General features: G+C 69.5%; 23 protein-coding genes. 12 read left to right on the top strand and 11 right to left on the bottom strand.

Going from position 1 to position 18,072, the window contains the following annotated elements:
* Nucleotides 1-29 precede the first annotated feature (29 nt).
* Complete coding sequence (locus JHN63_RS27535) at nt 30-1,046, top strand: fatty acid desaturase (protein ID WP_200685525.1); 1,017 nt, start codon at nt 30-32, stop codon at nt 1,044-1,046.
* Nucleotides 1,043-1,720, top strand: a complete 678-nt coding sequence (locus JHN63_RS27530; RefSeq protein ID WP_019064642.1) for a TetR/AcrR family transcriptional regulator — start codon at nt 1,043-1,045, stop codon at nt 1,718-1,720. Before JHN63_RS27535 ends, JHN63_RS27530 begins: the two co-directional genes overlap by 4 nt.
* Before the next feature lie 80 nt (nt 1,721-1,800).
* Here the strand turns inward: JHN63_RS27530 and JHN63_RS27525 are convergent, their stop codons facing one another.
* The 3 genes from JHN63_RS27525 to JHN63_RS27515 all read right to left on the bottom strand — a co-directional run bounded on the left by JHN63_RS27525 (nt 1,801) and on the right by JHN63_RS27515 (nt 3,230).
* Complete coding sequence (locus tag JHN63_RS27525; RefSeq protein WP_200685523.1) at nt 1,801-1,974, bottom strand: CsbD family protein; 174 nt, start codon at nt 1,972-1,974, stop codon at nt 1,801-1,803.
* A 74-nt stretch (nt 1,975-2,048) separates the two neighbouring features.
* Nucleotides 2,049-2,411: a VOC family protein gene (locus tag JHN63_RS27520; RefSeq protein WP_200685521.1), complete on the bottom strand. Its 363-nt coding sequence runs from the start codon at nt 2,409-2,411 to the stop codon at nt 2,049-2,051.
* 3 nt (nt 2,412-2,414) lie between these two features.
* Nucleotides 2,415-3,230: a trans-aconitate 2-methyltransferase gene (locus tag JHN63_RS27515; protein ID WP_200685519.1), complete on the bottom strand. Its 816-nt coding sequence runs from the start codon at nt 3,228-3,230 to the stop codon at nt 2,415-2,417.
* Between the two features lie 89 nt (nt 3,231-3,319).
* Here JHN63_RS27515 and tamR point away from each other — a divergent pair, with 89 nt between their 5' ends.
* The gene (gene tamR / locus JHN63_RS27510) at nt 3,320-3,817 is read left to right on the top strand and encodes a MarR family transcriptional regulator TamR (protein ID WP_200685517.1); all 498 of its coding nucleotides are present in this window, start codon (nt 3,320-3,322) and stop codon (nt 3,815-3,817) included.
* Between the two features lie 282 nt (nt 3,818-4,099).
* Here tamR and JHN63_RS27505 read toward each other — a convergent pair whose 3' ends face one another.
* The gene (locus tag JHN63_RS27505) at nt 4,100-4,873 is read right to left on the bottom strand and encodes a response regulator transcription factor (RefSeq protein ID WP_307781997.1); all 774 of its coding nucleotides are present in this window, start codon (nt 4,871-4,873) and stop codon (nt 4,100-4,102) included.
* Nucleotides 4,874-5,134: 261 nt separating this feature from the next.
* Between JHN63_RS27505 and JHN63_RS27500 the strand changes: the two genes are divergently transcribed.
* Genes JHN63_RS27500 through JHN63_RS27490 form a run of 3 tightly spaced genes read left to right on the top strand, consistent with a single transcriptional unit; the run spans nt 5,135 to nt 7,087 of the window.
* The gene (locus JHN63_RS27500) at nt 5,135-5,605 is read left to right on the top strand and encodes an N-acetyltransferase (RefSeq protein WP_200685513.1); all 471 of its coding nucleotides are present in this window, start codon (nt 5,135-5,137) and stop codon (nt 5,603-5,605) included.
* Between the two features lie 47 nt (nt 5,606-5,652).
* Nucleotides 5,653-6,561, top strand: a complete 909-nt coding sequence (locus JHN63_RS27495; RefSeq protein ID WP_200685511.1) for a sulfotransferase — start codon at nt 5,653-5,655, stop codon at nt 6,559-6,561.
* A 52-nt stretch (nt 6,562-6,613) separates the two neighbouring features.
* Nucleotides 6,614-7,087 (top strand): hypothetical protein, encoded by a 474-nt coding sequence (locus tag JHN63_RS27490; protein WP_200685509.1) that lies wholly within the window; start codon nt 6,614-6,616, stop codon nt 7,085-7,087.
* A 42-nt stretch (nt 7,088-7,129) separates the two neighbouring features.
* On the opposite strand, the gene galK is transcribed toward JHN63_RS27490, so the two are convergent.
* From galK to galT, 3 genes are read right to left on the bottom strand one after another with little or no spacing between them, the layout of a single operon-like run.
* On the bottom strand, nt 7,130-8,272 hold the full coding sequence (gene galK, locus JHN63_RS27485; RefSeq protein ID WP_200685507.1) for a galactokinase: 1,143 nt from the start codon (nt 8,270-8,272) through the stop codon (nt 7,130-7,132).
* A gap of 21 nt (nt 8,273-8,293) precedes the next feature.
* Entirely contained in the window at nt 8,294-9,256 is a 963-nt protein-coding gene (gene galE, locus JHN63_RS27480) for a UDP-glucose 4-epimerase GalE (protein WP_200685505.1), read from the bottom strand.
* Nucleotides 9,256-10,314, bottom strand: a complete 1,059-nt coding sequence (gene galT / locus JHN63_RS27475; protein ID WP_200685502.1) for a galactose-1-phosphate uridylyltransferase — start codon at nt 10,312-10,314, stop codon at nt 9,256-9,258. Before galT ends, galE begins: the two co-directional genes overlap by 1 nt.
* A gap of 157 nt (nt 10,315-10,471) precedes the next feature.
* On the opposite strand from galT, the gene JHN63_RS27470 reads away from it, so the two are divergent.
* The 3 genes from JHN63_RS27470 (at nt 10,472) to JHN63_RS27460 (ending at nt 13,184) form a co-directional block, all read left to right on the top strand.
* Nucleotides 10,472-12,160, top strand: coding sequence for a sodium:solute symporter family protein (locus JHN63_RS27470; RefSeq protein ID WP_200685500.1), 1,689 nt, complete (start codon nt 10,472-10,474; stop codon nt 12,158-12,160).
* 21 nt (nt 12,161-12,181) lie between these two features.
* Nucleotides 12,182-12,502 carry a hypothetical protein gene (locus JHN63_RS27465; RefSeq protein ID WP_200685498.1) on the top strand — a complete coding sequence of 107 codons (321 nt, stop codon included), beginning with the start codon at nt 12,182-12,184 and terminating at the stop codon, nt 12,500-12,502.
* A gap of 133 nt (nt 12,503-12,635) precedes the next feature.
* Entirely contained in the window at nt 12,636-13,184 is a 549-nt protein-coding gene (locus tag JHN63_RS27460) for a hypothetical protein (RefSeq protein ID WP_200685496.1), read from the top strand.
* A 96-nt stretch (nt 13,185-13,280) separates the two neighbouring features.
* On the opposite strand, the gene JHN63_RS27455 is transcribed toward JHN63_RS27460, so the two are convergent.
* A complete protein-coding gene (locus JHN63_RS27455; RefSeq protein ID WP_200685494.1) occupies nt 13,281-13,967 on the bottom strand; it encodes a class I SAM-dependent methyltransferase in 687 nt (228 codons plus the stop codon).
* Between the two features lie 110 nt (nt 13,968-14,077).
* Nucleotides 14,078-14,527: a hypothetical protein gene (locus tag JHN63_RS27450; RefSeq protein WP_200685492.1), complete on the bottom strand. Its 450-nt coding sequence runs from the start codon at nt 14,525-14,527 to the stop codon at nt 14,078-14,080.
* A 184-nt stretch (nt 14,528-14,711) separates the two neighbouring features.
* On the opposite strand from JHN63_RS27450, the gene JHN63_RS27445 reads away from it, so the two are divergent.
* Nucleotides 14,712-15,995 (top strand): helix-turn-helix transcriptional regulator, encoded by a 1,284-nt coding sequence (locus tag JHN63_RS27445; protein ID WP_200685490.1) that lies wholly within the window; start codon nt 14,712-14,714, stop codon nt 15,993-15,995.
* A gap of 37 nt (nt 15,996-16,032) precedes the next feature.
* Here JHN63_RS27445 and JHN63_RS27440 read toward each other — a convergent pair whose 3' ends face one another.
* The gene (locus JHN63_RS27440; RefSeq protein ID WP_200685488.1) at nt 16,033-16,455 is read right to left on the bottom strand and encodes an ATP-binding protein; all 423 of its coding nucleotides are present in this window, start codon (nt 16,453-16,455) and stop codon (nt 16,033-16,035) included.
* A gap of 226 nt (nt 16,456-16,681) precedes the next feature.
* Here JHN63_RS27440 and JHN63_RS27435 point away from each other — a divergent pair, with 226 nt between their 5' ends.
* Both JHN63_RS27435 and JHN63_RS27430 read left to right on the top strand, forming a co-directional pair.
* Nucleotides 16,682-17,533: a helix-turn-helix transcriptional regulator gene (locus tag JHN63_RS27435; RefSeq protein WP_200685486.1), complete on the top strand. Its 852-nt coding sequence runs from the start codon at nt 16,682-16,684 to the stop codon at nt 17,531-17,533.
* 8 nt (nt 17,534-17,541) lie between these two features.
* Complete coding sequence (locus tag JHN63_RS27430; protein WP_200685484.1) at nt 17,542-17,742, top strand: DUF397 domain-containing protein; 201 nt, start codon at nt 17,542-17,544, stop codon at nt 17,740-17,742.
* Here JHN63_RS27430 and JHN63_RS27425 read toward each other — a convergent pair.
* The coding region (locus JHN63_RS27425) for a hypothetical protein (RefSeq protein WP_200685482.1) at nt 17,733-18,072 on the bottom strand (340 nt) is incomplete at its 5' end. The genes JHN63_RS27430 and JHN63_RS27425 overlap by 10 nt on opposite strands.

Below are 18,072 nucleotides of genomic sequence, written 5' to 3'. Positions count from 1 at the left end.
TCCACCTCCGAACCCCACAGGGGACGCCCATGACCACGAGCTCCGATGTGATCGACGACGCCCCGCGGGCGAACGACGACGGCACTCCGCTCCCCGCCGCCACCCTGGGCGGCGAGAAGAAGGGGTCGCTGGAACAGATCACCCTTCTCCTCTTCATCACCGTCCCGTTCCTGGCGCTGCTCGCGGCGGTGCCGCTGGCGTGGAGCTGGGGCGGGGTGAGCTGGCTGGACCTCGGCCTGCTGGTGTTCTTCTACTACCTCGGCTGCCACGGCGTGACGATCGGCTACCACCGCTACTTCACGCACGGCTCCTTCAAGGCGAAGCGCCCGCTGCGGATCGCGATCGCGATCGCCGGGTCGATGGCGGTCGAGGGGCCGCTGGTGCGCTGGGTCGCCGACCACCGCAGGCACCACAAGTTCTCCGACGCGGAGGGCGACCCGCATTCGCCGTGGCGCTACGGCGAGACCGTGCCCGCGCTGATCAAGGGCCTGTGGTGGGCGCACATCGCGTGGATGTTCGACGAGGAGCGCACCCCGCAGGACAAGTACGCGCCGGATCTGATCAAGGACAAGGCGATCCGGACGATCTCCCGCCACTTCATCTACTGGACGATGCTGTCGCTCGCGCTGCCGGCGCTGATCGGCGGGCTGGCGACGATGTCCTGGTGGGGCGCGTTCACCGGCTTCTTCTGGGGCTCGCTGGTGCGGGTCGCGCTGCTGCACCACGTCACCTGGTCGATCAACTCGATCTGCCACGCGGTCGGCAAGCGCCCCTTCAAGTCGCGGGACCGCTCGGGCAACGTGTGGTGGCTGGCGATCCTGTCCTGCGGCGAGTCCTGGCACAACCTGCACCATGCCGACCCGACCTCCGCGCGGCACGGTGTGATGCGCGGCCAGCTGGACTCCTCGGCGCGGATCATCCGCTGGTGCGAGCAGCTCGGCTGGGCCTATGACGTGCGCTGGCCGTCACGCTCGCGTATCGATTCGCGCCGTATCTCCGGTACGGAAGGCGCTCAGCCCCGGAAGGAGTCGGCGGAGGCGGCATGATTGACGCCGTGGCGACCGATCCCAGCAGTACCCCGAGCAACGAGAAGCCCCGACGCGCGCGCCGCACCCGGATGACGGGAGCGGAACGCCGGGCCCAACTGCTCGAGGTCGGTCGCACGCTGTTCGCGACGAAGGGCTTCGAGGCCACGTCGGTGGAGGAGATCGCGGCGAAGGCCGGGGTCTCCAAGCCGGTGGTCTACGAGCACTTCGGCGGCAAGGAGGGCCTGTACGCGGTGGTCGTGGACCGCGAGATGCGCCGCCTGCTGGACATGGTGACCAGCTCCCTGACGGCCGGCCACCCCCGCGAACTCTGCGAACAGGCGGCCTTCGCGCTCCTCGACTACATCGAGGAGTACACGGACGGCTTCCGCATCCTGGTCCGCGACTCCCCCATCCCGCAGTCCACGGGCTCCTTCGCGTCCCTGATCTCGGACATCGCGACGCAGGTCGAGGACATCCTGGGCCGCGAGTTCAAGAGCCGCGGCTTCGACGCGAAGCTCGCCCCGCTCTACGCCCAGGCCCTGGTCGGCATGGTCGCGCTGACCGGCCAGTGGTGGCTGGACGTCCGCCGCCCGAAGAAGGCGGAGGTGGCGGCCCATCTGGTCAACCTGGCGTGGCACGGGCTGGACGGGCTGGAGTCGAAGCCGCATCTGATAGGGCGCCGGAAGAGCTGAATCCGTAGGTACGGAGAACGTGGCGGGGCCCCTGCTTCTCAGCAGGGGCCCCGCCACGGTCCGTCTGCGGTGTCCGTACGTCAGCGCTTGAAAGCGTCCTTGGCCTTCTCCTTGGCCTGCCGGGCGTCACCCTTGGACTTCTCGGCCTGGCCCTTGGCCTTCATCGTCTCGTTGCCCACGGCCCCGCCGACCTTCTCCTTGACCTTGCCCTTGACCTGTTCCTTCTTGGCCTTGGCCTTCTCGTCCTTCGCCACGGTTCATCAACTCCCGGTCGGATCGGAACTCGGTCACCGTTCGGGTAGCCGCGATCGCGGTGGACAAACGCCGGTCAGGCTTCCGGTTCGAGGAACTCCAGCCGGTTCCCCACCGGATCCGCCGAGTAGAAGCGCCGGTAACCCGGCAGGTCCTCGTCCCAAGTGACGGGCGCCCCAAGGGACTTCAGCCGGTCCGCGTACGCCTCGATGCCGGTCACACGCAGCCCGGGGTGAGCCTTCTTCGCGGGACGGAAATCGGCCTCGATCCCCAGATGCAGCTGGACCGCCCCCGCCCCGAACCAGCACCCGCCCCGCGCCGCCAGCACCGGCGGCTTGGAGAGCTCGGTCATCCCGAGGGTGTCGACGTAGTAGGCGCGCAGCGCGTCCTCCGACCCCGCCGGGGCCGCCAACTGCACATGGTCCACGGCCGCGAGCATCCCTCACGCCTCCTTGCGGGCCACCGCGAACAGGCGGCGGAAGGGCAGCACCGTGCCGTACTCGGCCGTCGGATAGGCCGCGCGCAGCAGGTCGCGGTACTCCGTCACGAACGCGTCCCGCGCCTCCGGGTCGTCCGCGAGGGCGGTGAGGGCCGGGCGCAGGCCGGTGCCCTTGACCCAGTCGAGGACGGGGTCCTCGCCGGGCAGGATGTGCTGGTACGTCGTCTGCCAGACGTCCGGCGCGCAGCCCAGGCGGGCGAGGTGGTCGAGGTAGACGCCGGGGGTGTGGACGGAGTCCTCGCGGCGCAGGACCTCGCCGAGGCGGCTCTTCCAGCGGGCGGTGGCGGCGAGTTCGCGCATCAGGGCGTGCAGGGGTGCGTCGATGTTGTCGGGCACCTGGAAGGCGAAGGTGCCGGAGGGCGCGAGCGCGGAGATCCAGTCGCCGAACCGGTCCAGGTGCCCCGGCACCCACTGGAACGCCGCGTTCGACACGATCAGGTCGTACGTCTGGGTCGGCGCCCAGTCCGTCGCGTCCGCGTGGGCGAAGTCGAGGTGCCCGCCGCCGGCCGTGGGGCCCGCGTAGGGGGCGGCCTTCTCCAGCATCTCGGGCGAGTTGTCGTAGCCGGTGATGTGCGCGGTGGGCCAGCGGTCGGCGAGGACCGTGGTCACGTTGCCGGGGCCGCAGCCGAGGTCGGCGATGCGGGGGCGCTCCGCGGGCAGCGCGGTGACCCGGGCCAGCAGGTCGGTGAAGGGGCGGGCGCGGTGGTCGGCGTGGCGGAGGTACTGGGCGGGGTCCCACACGGGCGAGGCGGAAGTCATGACGTACACCTTCCCGCCCGAAGTCTCTTGATGTCAAGAGACTCGACATCAAGAGACTTCACGTCGACACAACCACTACACTGATCGTCATGGAGGACGAGGTCGATCGGCTTGTCGCAGCGTGGCGCCGGGAGCGCCCGGACCTCGACGTGGAGCCGCTCGAGGTGCTCAGCCGGGTGAGCCGACTGGCCCGGCATCTGGACCGGGCCCGCAGGCTGGCGTTCGCCGAGCACAGCCTGGAGCCCTGGGAGTTCGACGTGCTGACGGCGCTGCGGCGCGCGGGCAGCCCCTACCAGCTCTCCCCCGGGCAGCTGCTGACCCAGACGCTGGTCACGTCCGGCACGATGACGAACCGTATCGACCGCCTGGCGCAGAAGGGCCTGGTCGAGCGGCTCCCCGATCCCAGCGACCGCCGGGGCGTGCTGGTCCGTCTCACCGACGAGGGCCAGGACCGCGCGGACCAGGCCCTGGCCGGACTGCTCGCCCAGGAGCGCGCGATCCTCGCGGAACTCTCCCGCGCCCAACGGGGCGAACTGGCCGGACTGCTACGCCAGTTGACCGCACCGTTCGACAACATCCCCGGCTGAGGACCGGCCGGGCGGATATAGCCGGAGACGCCGGGCGGTCAGGCCGGAGACTCGGGGGGGCACGCACTCCCCCGAGACGCGGGGTCGTGGCCCGCACTCCCCCGCTGCCTCAAAGGCGTGGGGGACCCCCAGCCGCGTTGTCGTCGGCCACCGGCTCCCCCGGTCCCGGCTTCGCTCGACCGGGGGGACCCCATCGTGTCGCCCGCGGCGGCAGCCGCCGACGTCAACGCCTCCTTCGCCCTACAGCCGCCGCACGCACCACGCCCCGCTCACCGGCGTCGATCAGGCGCTGCTGCTTTCCTCCGGCATGATGCGCCCGGCAGGCCCCAGGTCGACGGGACCGACGCCCGCGCGCCGGGCGAGAGCCACCGCCGCGAGGGTCGAGTGGACCCCCAGTTTGCCGAGCACGTTTTGCATATGCGTCCGGACTGTGTGCGGGGAGAGGAACAGCCGCTCGGCGACCGCCTTGCGGCCCAGCCCGGCCACCATGCAGCGCAGCACCTCGCGCTCCCGCGGAGTCAGCGACTCCACCAGGCGCTCGCTCTCGGTGCGGTGCTTGCGCGCGGCCGTCAACTCGCGCAGGACCCCGGTCAACAGGGCCGGCGGCAGATGCGTCTCGTCGCGCAGGACACCTCGGATGACGGTTAAAAGCCTGGACAGCGAGCAGTCCTTGGCGACCCAGCCGGACGCTCCCGCCTGGAGGGCCAGCGCGGCCCGGCGCGGATCGTCCTTCTCGGCCAGCACGACCATCCGTACGCTCGGCTGGGCGGAACGGACCCCGGCGACCAGGGAGATCCCGTCCACCAGCCCGTCCTCGTTCCCCGCCTGAACAGGTACGGCGGGCCGGATGCCCTGCACATTGCCGCCCAGATCGGCGTCCACCAGCAGGACGTCGAATCTGCGGCCCTCGGCGTTCGCACGCTCCATGCAGCGCAGCGCGGCGGGACCGCTGCCCGCCGCGGACACGTCGACATCGGGCTCGGCCGCCAGTGCCGCGGCGAGCGATTCGGCGAAGATGCGATGGTCGTCGACGACCAGGACTCGGATGCGAACCACGAAACCCCCTTCCCCGGGCTCCTGGTGGAGCAGGGGATACCTCATCGTCGGGAGACGAAGCGATGGTTGCGGGTACGACGCCCGGGAGGGGCCGAAGCCGCACGGCCGCCGCCGTGCAGAGACTGCTACCCCCACATCGGGCGTCGTACCCGACTTGTCTCGCCCCCTGAACAGCACCGGCCCCCACCGGTGCTGTTCACAGCGTACGGCCGGGGCGCAGTAGCGGAACCCAATTTGCAGAACTGACTGTCCGGCGCGTTTATGGTGAGCCGCATGTTTCGTATTGAGACGGAAGTCGACAAGGGGCGACGCGATCTGCTCCGCTCCCGGCTGCGCGAATCCAACACGACCGCGTCGCCGGTGCTGCGCGCCCTGCGGGGAACCCCGGGGGAACGCGAAGTTCCGCTCCATGTGTGGGCGTTGGACGACTCCGGCGGCCTGGCGGGCGGACTGGTCGGGCACACCTGGGCGGGCTGGCTGCATGTGACGTATCTGTGGGTGGACGGCCGGCACCGGGGGACGGGACTGGGCGGCCGGCTCCTGGCCACGGCCGAGCGGACCGCCCGCGAGGAGCGCGGCTGTGCGGCGGCCCGGCTGGAGACCTGGGACTTCCAGGCGCCGGAGTTCTACAAGAAGCAGGGGTACGAGGTGGTGTGCGTGATCCCGGACTATCCGCCGGGGGTCACGGAGTACACGCTGACGAAAAAACTCCACCGGAAAAAGCCGGCCTGAAGGTCACGCTCAGCCCAGCCTCATACTCTCCTCTTACCGTGCCCGCCATGAGCATGCTGCGGAAGCTGAACTCCAAGCTCGCCGAGACGACCGGCTACCAGATACGCCGGGTGCCCCCGCCGCCCGGGGCGAGAACGGCGGGCTCCCTGGGTGCCGTCCCCGCGCCGCGCGGCACACGCCCCGCGCGCCCCGAGCCGGTGCCCGAGCCGACGGCGGTGGATCCGGCCGTCGACCGGTTGCTGGAGCGACCGGTGTTCATCCTGACCTCGGTGCGTTCCGGATCGACGCTGCTGCGCATGATGCTCGGGGCGCACTCCCGGCTCCACGCGGCGCACGAACTCCATCTGACCGGTATCGAGGTCTACTTCAAGTCGGGCACCCCCACGGAACGGTCCCTGCGAACTCTGGGCCTGGGCCACGAACAGTTGGAGGGCCTGCTCTGGGACCGGGCCCTGCACCGTGAACTGGTCAAGTCCGGCAAGCAGTTCATCGTGGAGAAGACCCCCGGCAACGCCTTCCAGTGGCGGCGCATCGCCGAGACCTGGCCCGACGCGCGCTTCGTCTTCCTGCGCCGGCACCCGGGCGCGGTGGCCCGCTCCTGGCACGAGGCGGTACCGGACCGCACCCGCGAGGAAGCCGCCCAACGCGTCCTGAAATACATGGAGTCCATGGAGGAGGCCCACGCGGAACTGGGCGGCCACATCCTCCGCTACGAGGACCTCACGACCGACCCCGCCGCCGAACTCCGGTCCCTCTGCGCCTACTTGGACCTCCCCTACGAACCCGGGATGACGGACTACGGCAGCAGCCTGGAGGGCGCCGTCCTGGGCGCCGGCTTCGGCGACTGGACCGACAAGATCCGCACCGGCCAGGTCCAGCCGGACCGCCCGACCCCGGCGCCGGAGGAGATACCGGAGGCGCTGCGGGCGATGTGCCGGGCGTGGGGTTATCTCTGAACTCATGAAGAGTCCAGGGCTGCTCCCGCGGCTCCCGCCGTACGCTCGCCCCATGGACGTCTGGTCGGACTGCTCCGCGTGGAGCCGCCGTCTCCTGGCCGCCGCCGGGCTGCTGTCCGGCTACCGTCACCTGCGGGGCCGGCGATACGAGGACTGGTGGGTCCACCCGGACTCGGGCGACGCGGTCGTACGGACGCTCCTCGCGCTGGGCATCCACTCCCTCGTGCTGGACGCGATGGCCCAAGGGCGGCCGTACACACCGGACTTGATCGGGCGGCTCCGGCTGGCCGACATAGGCGACGCGGTGACGAAGCGGCCCGACCATGAACTGCTCGCCGGTCTGCCGGCTCTCGACGAGACCGACCGACGGCATGTCGACGTCGTACGGATCCTCACCTACGACCCCGCGTCCGCGCTGACCGCGGCGCGGCTGCGCGCAGTGGCCCACGGCGCGCTGCACCGGCTGGGCGAGAGCGTCTCCGCCGAGGATCCCGTGTGCGAGGACGTAGCCGGGATGCCTCGGTGAGCGGGACGCCCCGGTCCTCCCGGGGCGTCTTCGCCGTGGCTCTTACTCCACCCGCCGCGCCCCCGCCGAAGGCACCGCCGGAAACACCCGGGGCGCCGTGTAGCCCGCCGCCGCGAATGCCTCCTCGACCGCCTTCGTGACCGTCTCCGCGTCCGTGGCCTCCACCAGGACGACCGCCGAGCCGCCGAAGCCGCCGCCCGTCATCCGGGCGCCGAGGGCGCCCGCGCCGACCGCCGTGTCGACGACGAGGTCCAACTCCGGGCAGGAGATGCGGAGATCGTCGCGGAGCGAGATGTGGCCCTCGGTGAGGATCGGGCCGATCGATCGGACCTCGCCCGCGTCGAGCAGGTTGATGACCTGGTCGACGCGGTGGTCGTCGGAGACGACGTGGCGGACGTAGCGCCGCACACGCTCGTCGGACAGGCGGGCCAGGGACGCCTCCAGGTCCTCGAAGGCCACGTCCCGCAGGAAGGGGACGCCGAGTTGGCGGGCGCCCTCCTCGCAGCCCTCGCGGCGTTCGGCGTACGCGCCGTCGCCGAGGGCGTGCTTCACACGGCTGTCGACGACAAGCAACGACAGGCCCTCCGACGCCAGGTCGAAGGGGATCTGACGGATCGACAGATCGCGGCAGTCGAGGTGGAGCGCGTGGCCCTCCTCGCAGCAGGCCGAGGCCGTCTGGTCCATGATGCCGCAGGGGACGCCGACGAAGTCGTTCTCCGCGCGCTGCGAGAAGCGGGCCAACTCCGGCCCGGACAGGCCGAGTTCGAAGAGGTCGTTCAGGGCCAGGGCCGTGACCACCTCCAGGGCGGCCGAGGACGACAGGCCCGCGCCCGTCGGGACCGTGGACGACAAGTGGATGTCCGCGCCGGTGACTTGGTGCCCCGCCTCGCGCAACACCCAGACCACGCCCGCCGGATACGCGGCCCAGCTCGTGTTCGTGCGCGGGACGAGGTCGTCCACGTGCAGTTCCACGACCGGGCCCTCGATGTCCGCCGAGTGCAGGCGCAGGACGCCGTCCGTCCGGCGGGACACCGCCGCCACCGCCGTGTGCGGCAGGGCGAGCGGCATCACGAAGCCCTCGTTGAAGTCGGTGTACTCGCCGATCAGGTTGACCCGGCCCGGCGCGGCCCAGACGCCCTCGGGAGCCGTCCCGTACAGCTCCTCGAAGCCCTCACGTACACCCACGTGTGATCCCTAGCCCTTCGATCAGTTCGATACGTTCTGCGCGAACGCCCACGCGTCCGCGACGATGCCCGCGAGGTCCGCGCGGGTCGGGTTCCAGCCGAGGCGCTCCTTGGCGCGGGTCGCCGAGGCGACCAGGGACGCCGGGTCGCCGCCGCGGCGCGGGGCGACGACCTCGGGGATCGGGTGCCCGGTGACCTGGCGGACCGTCTCGATGACCTGGCGGACGGAGAAGCCCTCGCCGTTGCCGAGGTTGCAGATCAGGTGCTCGCCGGGCGTGGCCGCCTTCAGCGCCAGCAGGTGCGCGTCGGCGAGGTCCGCGACGTGGATGTAGTCACGGACGCAGGTGCCGTCCGGCGTCGGGTAGTCGTCGCCGTAGACGGAGATCGCGTCCCGCTTGCCCTGCGCGACCTGGAGGACCAGGGGGATGAGGTGCGACTCGGGGGCGTGCCGCTCGCCGCAACTGCCGTACGCGCCCGCGACGTTGAAGTAGCGGAGGGACACGGCTCCCAGGCCGTGGGCCGCCGCCTCGCTCGTGATCATGAAGTCGACCGAGAGCTTGGAGGCGCCGTAGGGGTTGGTCGGGGAGGTGCGGGCGGTCTCGACGATCGGGACCTCCTCCGGCTCGCCGTACGTGGCCGCCGTGGAAGAGAAGACGAGCTTGCGGACTCCCGCCTCGCGCATCGCGGCCAGCAGGGCCATCGAGCCGCCGACGTTGTTCTCCCAGTACTTCTCGGGCTTGACGACGGACTCGCCGACCTGGGAGAAGGCGGCGAAGTGGAGGACGGCGTCGTAGGACGGGTCCAGCCACTTGGCGGCGTCGCGGATGTCGCCCTCGATGAACGTGGCGCCCGCCGGCACGCCCTCGCGGAAACCCGTCGAGAGGTTGTCCAGGACGGTGACCTCGTGGCCCGCCTCCAGCAGGTGCTGGGCGACCACGCTGCCCACGTAACCCGCCCCGCCCGTGACCAGGTACTTACCGCTCATCAACTCGCTACCTCTCGCAGTCGCTGTGCCGCGAACTCCGGCGGCACGTCGTTGATGAACACGCTCATGCCGGACTCGGAACCCGCGAGGAACTTCAGCTTGCCGGACGTACGGCGAATGGTGAAAAGCTCGAGGTGGAGCGCGAAGTCGTCCCTGCTCACACCCTCGAACTCCTCCAGCGTGCCGAACGGCGCCTGGTGCCAGGCGGCGATGTACGGCGTCGGAGGCTCGCCCTCACCGAAGATCCGGTCGAAGCGCCTCAAGAGTTCCAGATAGACCTTGGGGAACTCTGTGCGGGCCGCCTCGTCCAGACCGAGCAGATCGGGCACGCGGCGCTTCGGGTACAGGTGGACCTCGTAGGGCCAGTGCGCGGAGTACGGCACGAAGGCCGCCCAGTGTTCACCCTCAAGGACGACCCGCTCACCGGCGAGTTCGCGCTCCAGGACCGAGTCGAAGAGGTTCTCCCCGCCGGTCGCCTCCTTATGAGCCGCGAGCGAACGCAGCATCAGGGCGGTGCGCGGGGTGGTGAACGGGTAGGCGTAGATCTGGCCGTGGGGATGACCGAGGGTCACACCGATCTCTTCGCCGCGGTTCTCGAAGCAGAAGACCTGCTCGACGGAGGGAAGATGCGACAGCTCCGAGGTCCGGTCCGTCCACGCGTCGAGGACGAGGGCCACCTGCTCCTCCGTCAACGAGGCGAAGGACGCGTCGTGGTCGGAGGTGAAGCAGACCACCTCGCAGCGGCCGGAGTCGCCGGCCAGCGAGGGGAAGCGGTTCTCGAACACGACGACGTCGTACGACGAGTCCGGGATCTCGCTGAGCCGGTCGCCCGTGGTCGGGCAGAGCGGGCACTGGTCGGCCGGCGGGTGGTAGGTGCGGCCCTGGCGGTGCGAGGCGATCGCCACCGAGTCGCCGAGCAGCACGTCCCGCCGTACCTCCGAAGTGGTGACCGTGCGCTCCAGCGGGCGTCGGTCCACCGCGTCGCGCACGGTGTCGTCCCGCAGGTCGTAGTAGATGAGCTCACGACCGTCGGCCAACCGGGTCGAGGTCTTCTTCACGCCGGGCTCTCCATCCGTACGTACATCCACGCCGCATCCGGGCTTCACACAGAACTAAACACATCAAACCACCAATCCCCCCAGCCGTCACCATCAAAATCAAACAAAGAACACCAACCAAAGACATCGAACAGACATCAACCAAGGTGAGCGCTTGATGCAGACTCTGCAGCCCCCCACCTCCCTCGCCGCCGAGCTCCGGCTCCCCACCAACGGGCTCGACTACACGATCCTGGCGATCTACTTCGTGGTCGTCCTCGGCATCGGGCTGGCCGCCCGCAGATCGGTGAGGACGAGCCTCGACTTCTTCCTCTCCGGGCGTTCGCTGCCCGCGTGGATCACCGGTCTCGCCTTCATCTCGGCCAACCTGGCCGCCACCGAGATCCTCGGCATGGCCGCCAACAGCGCGCAGTACGGCGCGTACACCGTGCACTGGTACTGGATCGGCGCCATCCCGGCCATGGTCTTCCTCGGCCTGGTGATGATGCCCTTCTACTACGGCTCGAAGGTGCGCTCGGTCCCGGAGTTCCTCCTCCTCCGCTTCGACAAGTGGGCACACCTCCTGAGTTCGATCCTGTTCGCCTTCGCGGCCATCCTGATCGCCGGTGTGAACCTGTACGCCCTCGCGATCGTCGTCGAGGCGCTGCTGGGCTGGCCGCAGTGGGTGGCGATCGTCGTCGCGGGTGCCTTCGTGCTCGCGTACATCACCCTCGGCGGGCTGTCGTCGGCGATCTACAACGAAGTGCTCCAGTTCTTCGTGATCCTCGCGGCCCTCATCCCGATCTCCTACCTCGGCCTGAAGAAGGTCGGCGGCTGGGACGGCCTGACCCACAAGCTGGACGCGGCCCACGGCCACAACTTCACCACCGCGTGGGGCGGCACCGGCATCGGCAGCGTCAACCCGCTCGGCGCGAACTGGCTGACGATCGTGCTGGGCCTCGGCTTCGTCCTGTCCTTCGGCTACTGGACGACCAACTTCGCGGAGGTGCAGCGCGCACTCTCGGCGAAGAACCTGTCGGCGGCGCAGCGCACCCCGCTCATCGCCGCGTACCCGAAGGTCTTCATCGTGTTCCTGGTGATGATCCCGGGCCTGGTCGCCGCCGCCCTCGTCCCGAAGATCGGCACCAGCGGCTCGGCCCTCCAGTACAACGACGCGATCCCGTACCTGATGGAACAGCTACTGCCGAACGGCGTCCTCGGCATCGCGGTGACGGGTCTGCTGGCGGCGTTCATGGCGGGCATGGCGGCCAACGTGTCGTCCTTCAACACGGTGTTCACGAACGACATCTGGGCGAAGTACGTGGTGAAGGACCGCGAGGACGCGTACTACGTGCGCTTCGGCCGCCTGATCACGGTGATCGGAGTGGCGGCGTCGGTAGGCACGGCGTTCCTGGCCTCCTCCTTCTCGAACATCATGAGCTACCTCCAGACCCTGTTCTCCTTCTTCAACGTCCCGATGTTCGTCGTCTTCATCGTCGGCATGTTCTGGAAGCGGGCCACCCCGAAGTCCGGCTTCTGGGGCCTGCTCGCGGGCACGGTCACGGCGATGGTGAACTACTTCTGGATCTACAAGCAGGGGATCATCTCCATCCCCTCCGACCAGGGCGCCAACTTCGTCTCCGCGATCGCCGGCTTCGTCGCCGGTGCGGTGGTCATGTTCGTGGTGTCCCTCTTCACCCAGCCGAAGCCGGCGGAACAGCTCCAAGGCCTGGTCTACGGCACGACGTCCCCCGGCATGACCGAGGCACCGGCCGCGGGCGACGACGCGTGGTACCGCCGACCGGCCCTGCTCGGCTGGGGCGCGGTGATCCTGGCCGCCCTCTGCTACATCCCGTTCTCGTTCTAGCCGCGGGAGGATTGAGAAACCATGTCTGAGAACTCAGGTCACTCCGAGCACGATGTCCAGCGCGAGGTCAGCGAGCTGGAGGGCAGGTCGACGACCGCGTCCCGCCTGTTCGATCTGCGGCTGATCATCGGAGGGTTGTTCGTCGTCTACGGCGTCATCGTCACGATCGCGGGGATCAACCCGTCGGACTCGTCACTGGACAAGTCCGAGGGCGTCAACATCAACCTGTGGACCGGGATCGCGATGCTGCTGCTGGGGATCTTCTTCCTGGGGTGGCTGCGGCTGCGGCCGACACCGCCGGTGGAAGTGGCGGACGTCGCGGAGGAGGAAGAGGGGGCTTAGGTCGTTTGCCGGGGGCTGTGACTGGTCGCGCCCACGCGGCGAGGCCGCAGATGTCACAGCCCCGCGCGCCGGGAACCTGTCCGGCGAATCCAGCAGCCGATGACCGTGGTTCCGTGCCGCTGCCGTAGCCTCCGTGGCCATGTTCAAGTGGTGGCATGTGCTGGCGGATGACGAACGGCAGCCATGGGCTTTGGTTCCGCTCGTGAGCGTAGGGCCGCTGGCGTTTGGTATGGCGCCCAGCGAGGCGTCTGAGGCGCTGAGCGGTGTCACAAGGGAAGCTCAGCGGCACAGGCTCAGCCGTCGTGCGAACGAGACCGTCGACGTCGTTGAGGATGGCGAGTACCGGGAGTTCGGTCTGAAGCTCTACTACCGGGAGCAACGGCTGGCCGGCATCGTGGTTGATGCGCTTCGAGGGCCCCAGGTCTTCGTTGAGGGTGTGGCCCTGGTCGGCCGGGTCCCCTCCGTTCTGGAACAGTGGATGCTCGACCGTGCCGAAGCCCGTGAGCCGTATTCGGAGCTTTCTTACATGGATGCCGGCGTCCCTGGATCGGACTCACTGGGTGTCGTTCTGGATGTGCAACGTGCAGGTGATCACCTCCTCACCCGGCCCGTGTTCGTCCCCCGTGAGGCCCTGGGCGACCTCCCCCACTTCTTGCCTCGGGAAGCCTGGTCGCGTTGCTGAGCCCGCCGGCCAGGCAGGCCGGGGCGGCTCCGTTGAAGACGTAAGCGCGTTTCCCCGCCCCTCCATCAACGCGGCCGCCCTCGCCCCGTACCGCGGCTAGCACACTGCAGTGATCAGCAGTGTGTCCGCGGTGCGTGGTCCTTCGGTGGTCGACGGCAGCACGTCTACGACCGTTTCGGTGAACCCGGCCTCGTCCAGGACCTTCACCCAGACCTGCTCCTGAAGCACCCAGCGGCGCATCGTGACGGCCTCCCCCTCCGGCGTCTTCGCCGGGACGGCGGCGGCAACCACATCCGGCTGCGCGGGGGAGCCGCTCAGGTAGTGCGCGAGCGTGGAGAACACCAGGCGTCCGCCCGGCTTGAGAGCGGTGGCAGCCGCGGGCAGCAGCTCACGGGGGTCGGTGAAGTCGAGGGCGCCGAAGACGCTGTAGAGCACGTCGTAGGTGTTGGTCGTCGTCTTCAGGTGCGACACGGCGTCGGAGGCCACGATGCACAGACGTGGTGCCAGGTGGCCGAACAGGTCGATGGCCATGTCGTGTTGGCCCGGTGAGGCGTCTACGGCAACAACCCGGGCGGGTTCGTGATGGGTGACGAGGTGGGCGGCGTGTCGGGCGGTCCCGGCGCCGAGGTCTGCGACGACCAGTCCGGAGAGGTCACCCAAGGCCTCAGGGCCGGGGCCACCGTCCTGGCTCCAGTTCCAGTGGAAGGTACCGGGGACCGCACGGTCACGCTCGGCGCGGCTGCGGCCGTAGTGGTGCCAGAGGTCTGGGGAGGGGGTCGTCACCCGGACTACGTTGGCGAACAGGGTCCGCCGACATGCCGAATCCCGGGATTCTCACCCCCTCGTGCGTGAGGCCCCGGCCTGAGTCGGCCAGGGCCTGACGGACCTCTCGGTCAGTGCGAGTCGTTGCCCGGGTGGCAGGGGCCGCAGTCGGCGGCGTCCGTCCACAACGACAGGTCCACGTCCCATCCGTCGGCCGCGATCACAGTCGCCGTCCTCATCACCGAGCCGTCGTTCTTCATCTCGACCTTGGGCACGTGGTGCAGGAAGTGTCCGCCGTTGAAGCGGTCGCACAGGTCGGCGTACGCCACGGTGTCGAGGATGATCGCGTGGACCCCGATGTCGACGAGCTTGCTCGGCGCGAGCCCCAGGGACTCTCCCCGGTGCCTCATCGCGGTCAGCAGATACGCGTACCCCTGCCCGAGAACCCGGCCGGCCATGGTCGAGTCGTACGGGTGGTCCCGTACGAGGAGTGCAACCTGCTTGTCCCACAGATCTGTCGGCACGACCTCACGTACGGAGCGGGCCGGGACGGTCATCGGGTGCACAAGAGCCGTTGTCATGATGCCTCCGTTGGACGGTGCCCCGCGTTTCGGGGCGCTGCGCCCAGCACACCGCGCCGAACGGGCCAGGTGCGATCAACTCGCTTTCCGCGCAAGGGCTTTGCACGTTGTGCAAGCGGCCTCGACGGCCCCGCTCCGCGCCCGTAGCGTGAAAGGCCCCAGCCGTGCGGTGTGGGAGGGGCCTGTGCCCGTTGACCCGCTCTGGAGCAGCGAGAAAGCGCGCGAGTCGGCCGCGCAACGACGCCCCGGCGCGCTCATTCGCCTCGGCCGTGAACACCGCGCCTGGACCCTCGCCGCCCTCGGCGACCGGCTCGGCTGCTCACCGGCCACGGTCTCCCGGCTGGAGCGCAGCACCAGGGTCGTCGACCTGACCCTGGTGCACCGCGCAGCCCTAGAAGTCGGCGTTCCGCGACACGTCCTGGTGAGTTCTCTCGCGCCACCCACCCCGACGGTATCGACGGCCACTAGAGTGACGGCCAGTCCGCACGCCGAGGAGGACCCGATGCGCCGCCGTACGCTGCTCACCGCAACGGCAGCCGCCGGACCGGCCGCCCTGCTGCTGGGGGTGGACGAGGCCCTGGCCGACACCCCCGCACCGACCGGCGCCGGACCGCTGGACGCCCGGCTGGCCACAGCCCGCGAACTGTACGACAAGGGCACGCACACGCGCCTGCTCGCCGTGCTGCCCGGCCTCATCGCCGACGGACACGCCGCCGCCTCCTCGCGTCGGGAACTCGATCAGGCCCGGCTCTCCTCCGTCTACAGTCTCGCCGCCGCCGTACTGAGCAAGCTCGGCTCCTACGAACAGGCCCGACTCACCGCGGACCGCGCCCGCACCTGGGCCGAGGTCTCCGGTTCACCGCTCGTATCAGCCGCCGCAGTCCGGGAGTTGGCGATCGTGTTACGCCACCAGGATCGTGGTGAGGAGGCCCAGCGCCTCATGTCGGCCGCGGCCTCCGGCGTGGAGGCCACCGGCCTGCGGACCGACGCGTCGGCGTCCGCGTACGCGCAGATGCTCTGCACCCTGGCCTACACCGCCGCCCGCGGCGGCCACCGCGCCGAAGCCCTGGCGATGACCGAGGAAGCCCGCCGCGCCGCTGGCCGACTGCCTCAAACCGCCCCGGCAGGACGCCTGTTCCCCATCAGCCCGGCCGCCGTCGACCTGTACGCGGTCGGAGTCCACTGGGCCCTGGGAGACGCGGGCGCCGCCCTTGAAGCCGGGAAGAACCTGCGCCCCGCGCAGTTCCCGACCGCCGAGCGCAAGGCCCGACTGGGCACCGACATGGCACGAGCATGGTGGGCATGGCAACGCCCCGAGCAGACCGCCCAGGCATTGCTGTCCGCGTACCGCGCCAGCCCGGCTGAAGTCCGAGACCGGCCCGCGATCCGCGGCATCGTCCACGAACTGGCGGAACGGCACCCGCGTACGACCGGCGTCCGTGAGTTGCGGGCGGCTGTACGTCACTAGGCGAGCTGACACACAGCGATCCCCCGCGTTCTTGGCCCTAGGCCGCGTCCAGTTCGCACCACACGTACTTGCCGCGCCGCCCGTTCCTCGACAACGGCTGCCAGCCCCAGAGATCGGCGCAGGCCCGCACCAGGGCGAGACCCCGGCCTGCCTCGGCGTCCAACAGATCCGCCAACTGGCCCGGCGGCTCCGGGGGTTCGGGGTCCGCGTCCCACGCACCAACCCGCAACACCCCCGCCGACCAACTCACGCGGAGCATCACCGGCCCCTTCGTGTGCAGTACGGCGTTGGCGACCAACTCCGTCGCGACGAGCTCGGCGGTGTCCGCGACCCGGATCAGGCCGTGCACGGTGAGGACCAGGCGGAGGGTGCGGCGGCAGACGGTGACGGCACGGCGATCGTGCGGGACGGATAGGGAGTACTCCCAGGGTTCGGGCTCGGTTTCCTCGTTTTCGGGCATGCGTGAACTCCGTTAGTGGTGTGGGGAGTTGAGGCGGTTCGCGGGCGGTGGCCTGTCACGCCGTCATGGCAGGACGGGGTGGTGCGCTTCCGGGGTCCCGGGTTTCGCAGCGTGTGCGTCGCGTCACCGACGGTACGGGTAAAATTTGGAACAGTGCAAGTCGTTGTCGTAATCTGCCCCCCGAACGAGTCACCGCCCCACGGCAGTTGGGGCGAGAGAGGAAGCCATGCCACGCAGACGGCAAGTCACCGCGCGCCAGGAACGGCTGGGCATTGAGCTGCGGAAGCTGCGTGAGACAGCAGGACTCAAAGCACGGGAAGCCGCCGCGCTGGTCGGGTCCGACTCCGCCCAGATGAGTCAGATGGAGTCCGGAATCGCAGGAGTGAGCGAGGAACGCGTACGTAGCCTCGCCGCCAATTACTCCTGCGAGGACGAGGAGTTGATCGATGCGCTGATCGCAATGGCCACGGATCGGACACGCGGTTGGTGGGAGGAGTACCGGGGGCTGCTGCCCACGTCGTTCCTGGACCTGTCCGAGCTGGAGCACCACGCCACCTACCGCTGGGACGTGGATTTCCTCCATGTCCCCGGTCTGCTCCAGACGGAGGACTACGCTCGCGCAGTCTTCTCGCACAGAGTGCCCGCGCTTCCCCCGAGAGACCTCGAACTGCGGGTCGAACACCGGATGAAGCGACACCGCATCATCGAGGGTGCCCAACCGACTCCGTACGAAGCCGTAGTGCACGAGGGAGCCCTGCGCATCCGGGTCGGCGACCGTCCCGCGTCACGAGCTCAGCTCACCCGCATTCTGGAACTCTCGGAAGCGGACCACGTGACCGTACGTGTCATCCCGTTCGACCTGGATGGATTCATCGATGCCGGAAGCGTCATGTTGTACGCGGGTGGCACTATGCCCAAGCTGGACACCGTCGTTCGGGACGCACCCCACGGTTCTGCCTTCGTCGACTCCGAGGCGCAACTCAGCAGCTTTCGAACGCTTTTCCGTAGAGTGAAGGGTGTGTCACTCGACCCCGAACGCTCGCGTGACTTCATCCACAGGCTGACGAAGGAACTGTGAGGCGCACCATGACACCCTCGGCCAACTGGCAGAAGTCGTCATTCTCCGGCGGCGGCGACGGCAACAACTGCATCGAACTCGCAGCAGCTCCCACCACCCTCCACCTCCGCGAAAGCGAAACCCCCACCACCGCCCGCACCACCACCCCCACAGCCCTCGCCGCCCTCCTCCACGGCATACGGTCCGGCCGTGTCGGTCATCACGGCTGACCCGTGTCCACACCCAGCGACTCCAGGAACGGCAGATACGCCGCCTCCACCCGCCGCGCATCGCGGCGGACGTACGTGCGGACGTCGTTCGGTGCGGTGCCGTCGTAGATGTCGGTCAGGAAAGCAGCCGGCCTGACATCGAAGACGGCGGTCCTCCAGGGGTAGCGCCTACGGGCGTCGGGCGGCCCGATGACGGTCCAGGCCCAGTGCAGTGCCAGCAGCGCCGTCGCAGGGTCCCGTATCGGCTCGCCCTTGCGGACCGCCCGCACGACAGCCGCGCGTTCGCGCCCGCTCATCGCCTCCCACGCGGCGCGGGACTCCTCCCGCACC

Origin of the sequence: Streptomyces sp. MBT65 (assembly GCF_016612545.1) — a bacterium.
Classification (GTDB): domain Bacteria; phylum Actinomycetota; class Actinomycetes; order Streptomycetales; family Streptomycetaceae; genus Streptomyces.
This window is presented reverse-complemented; position numbering and strand designations above follow the sequence as displayed.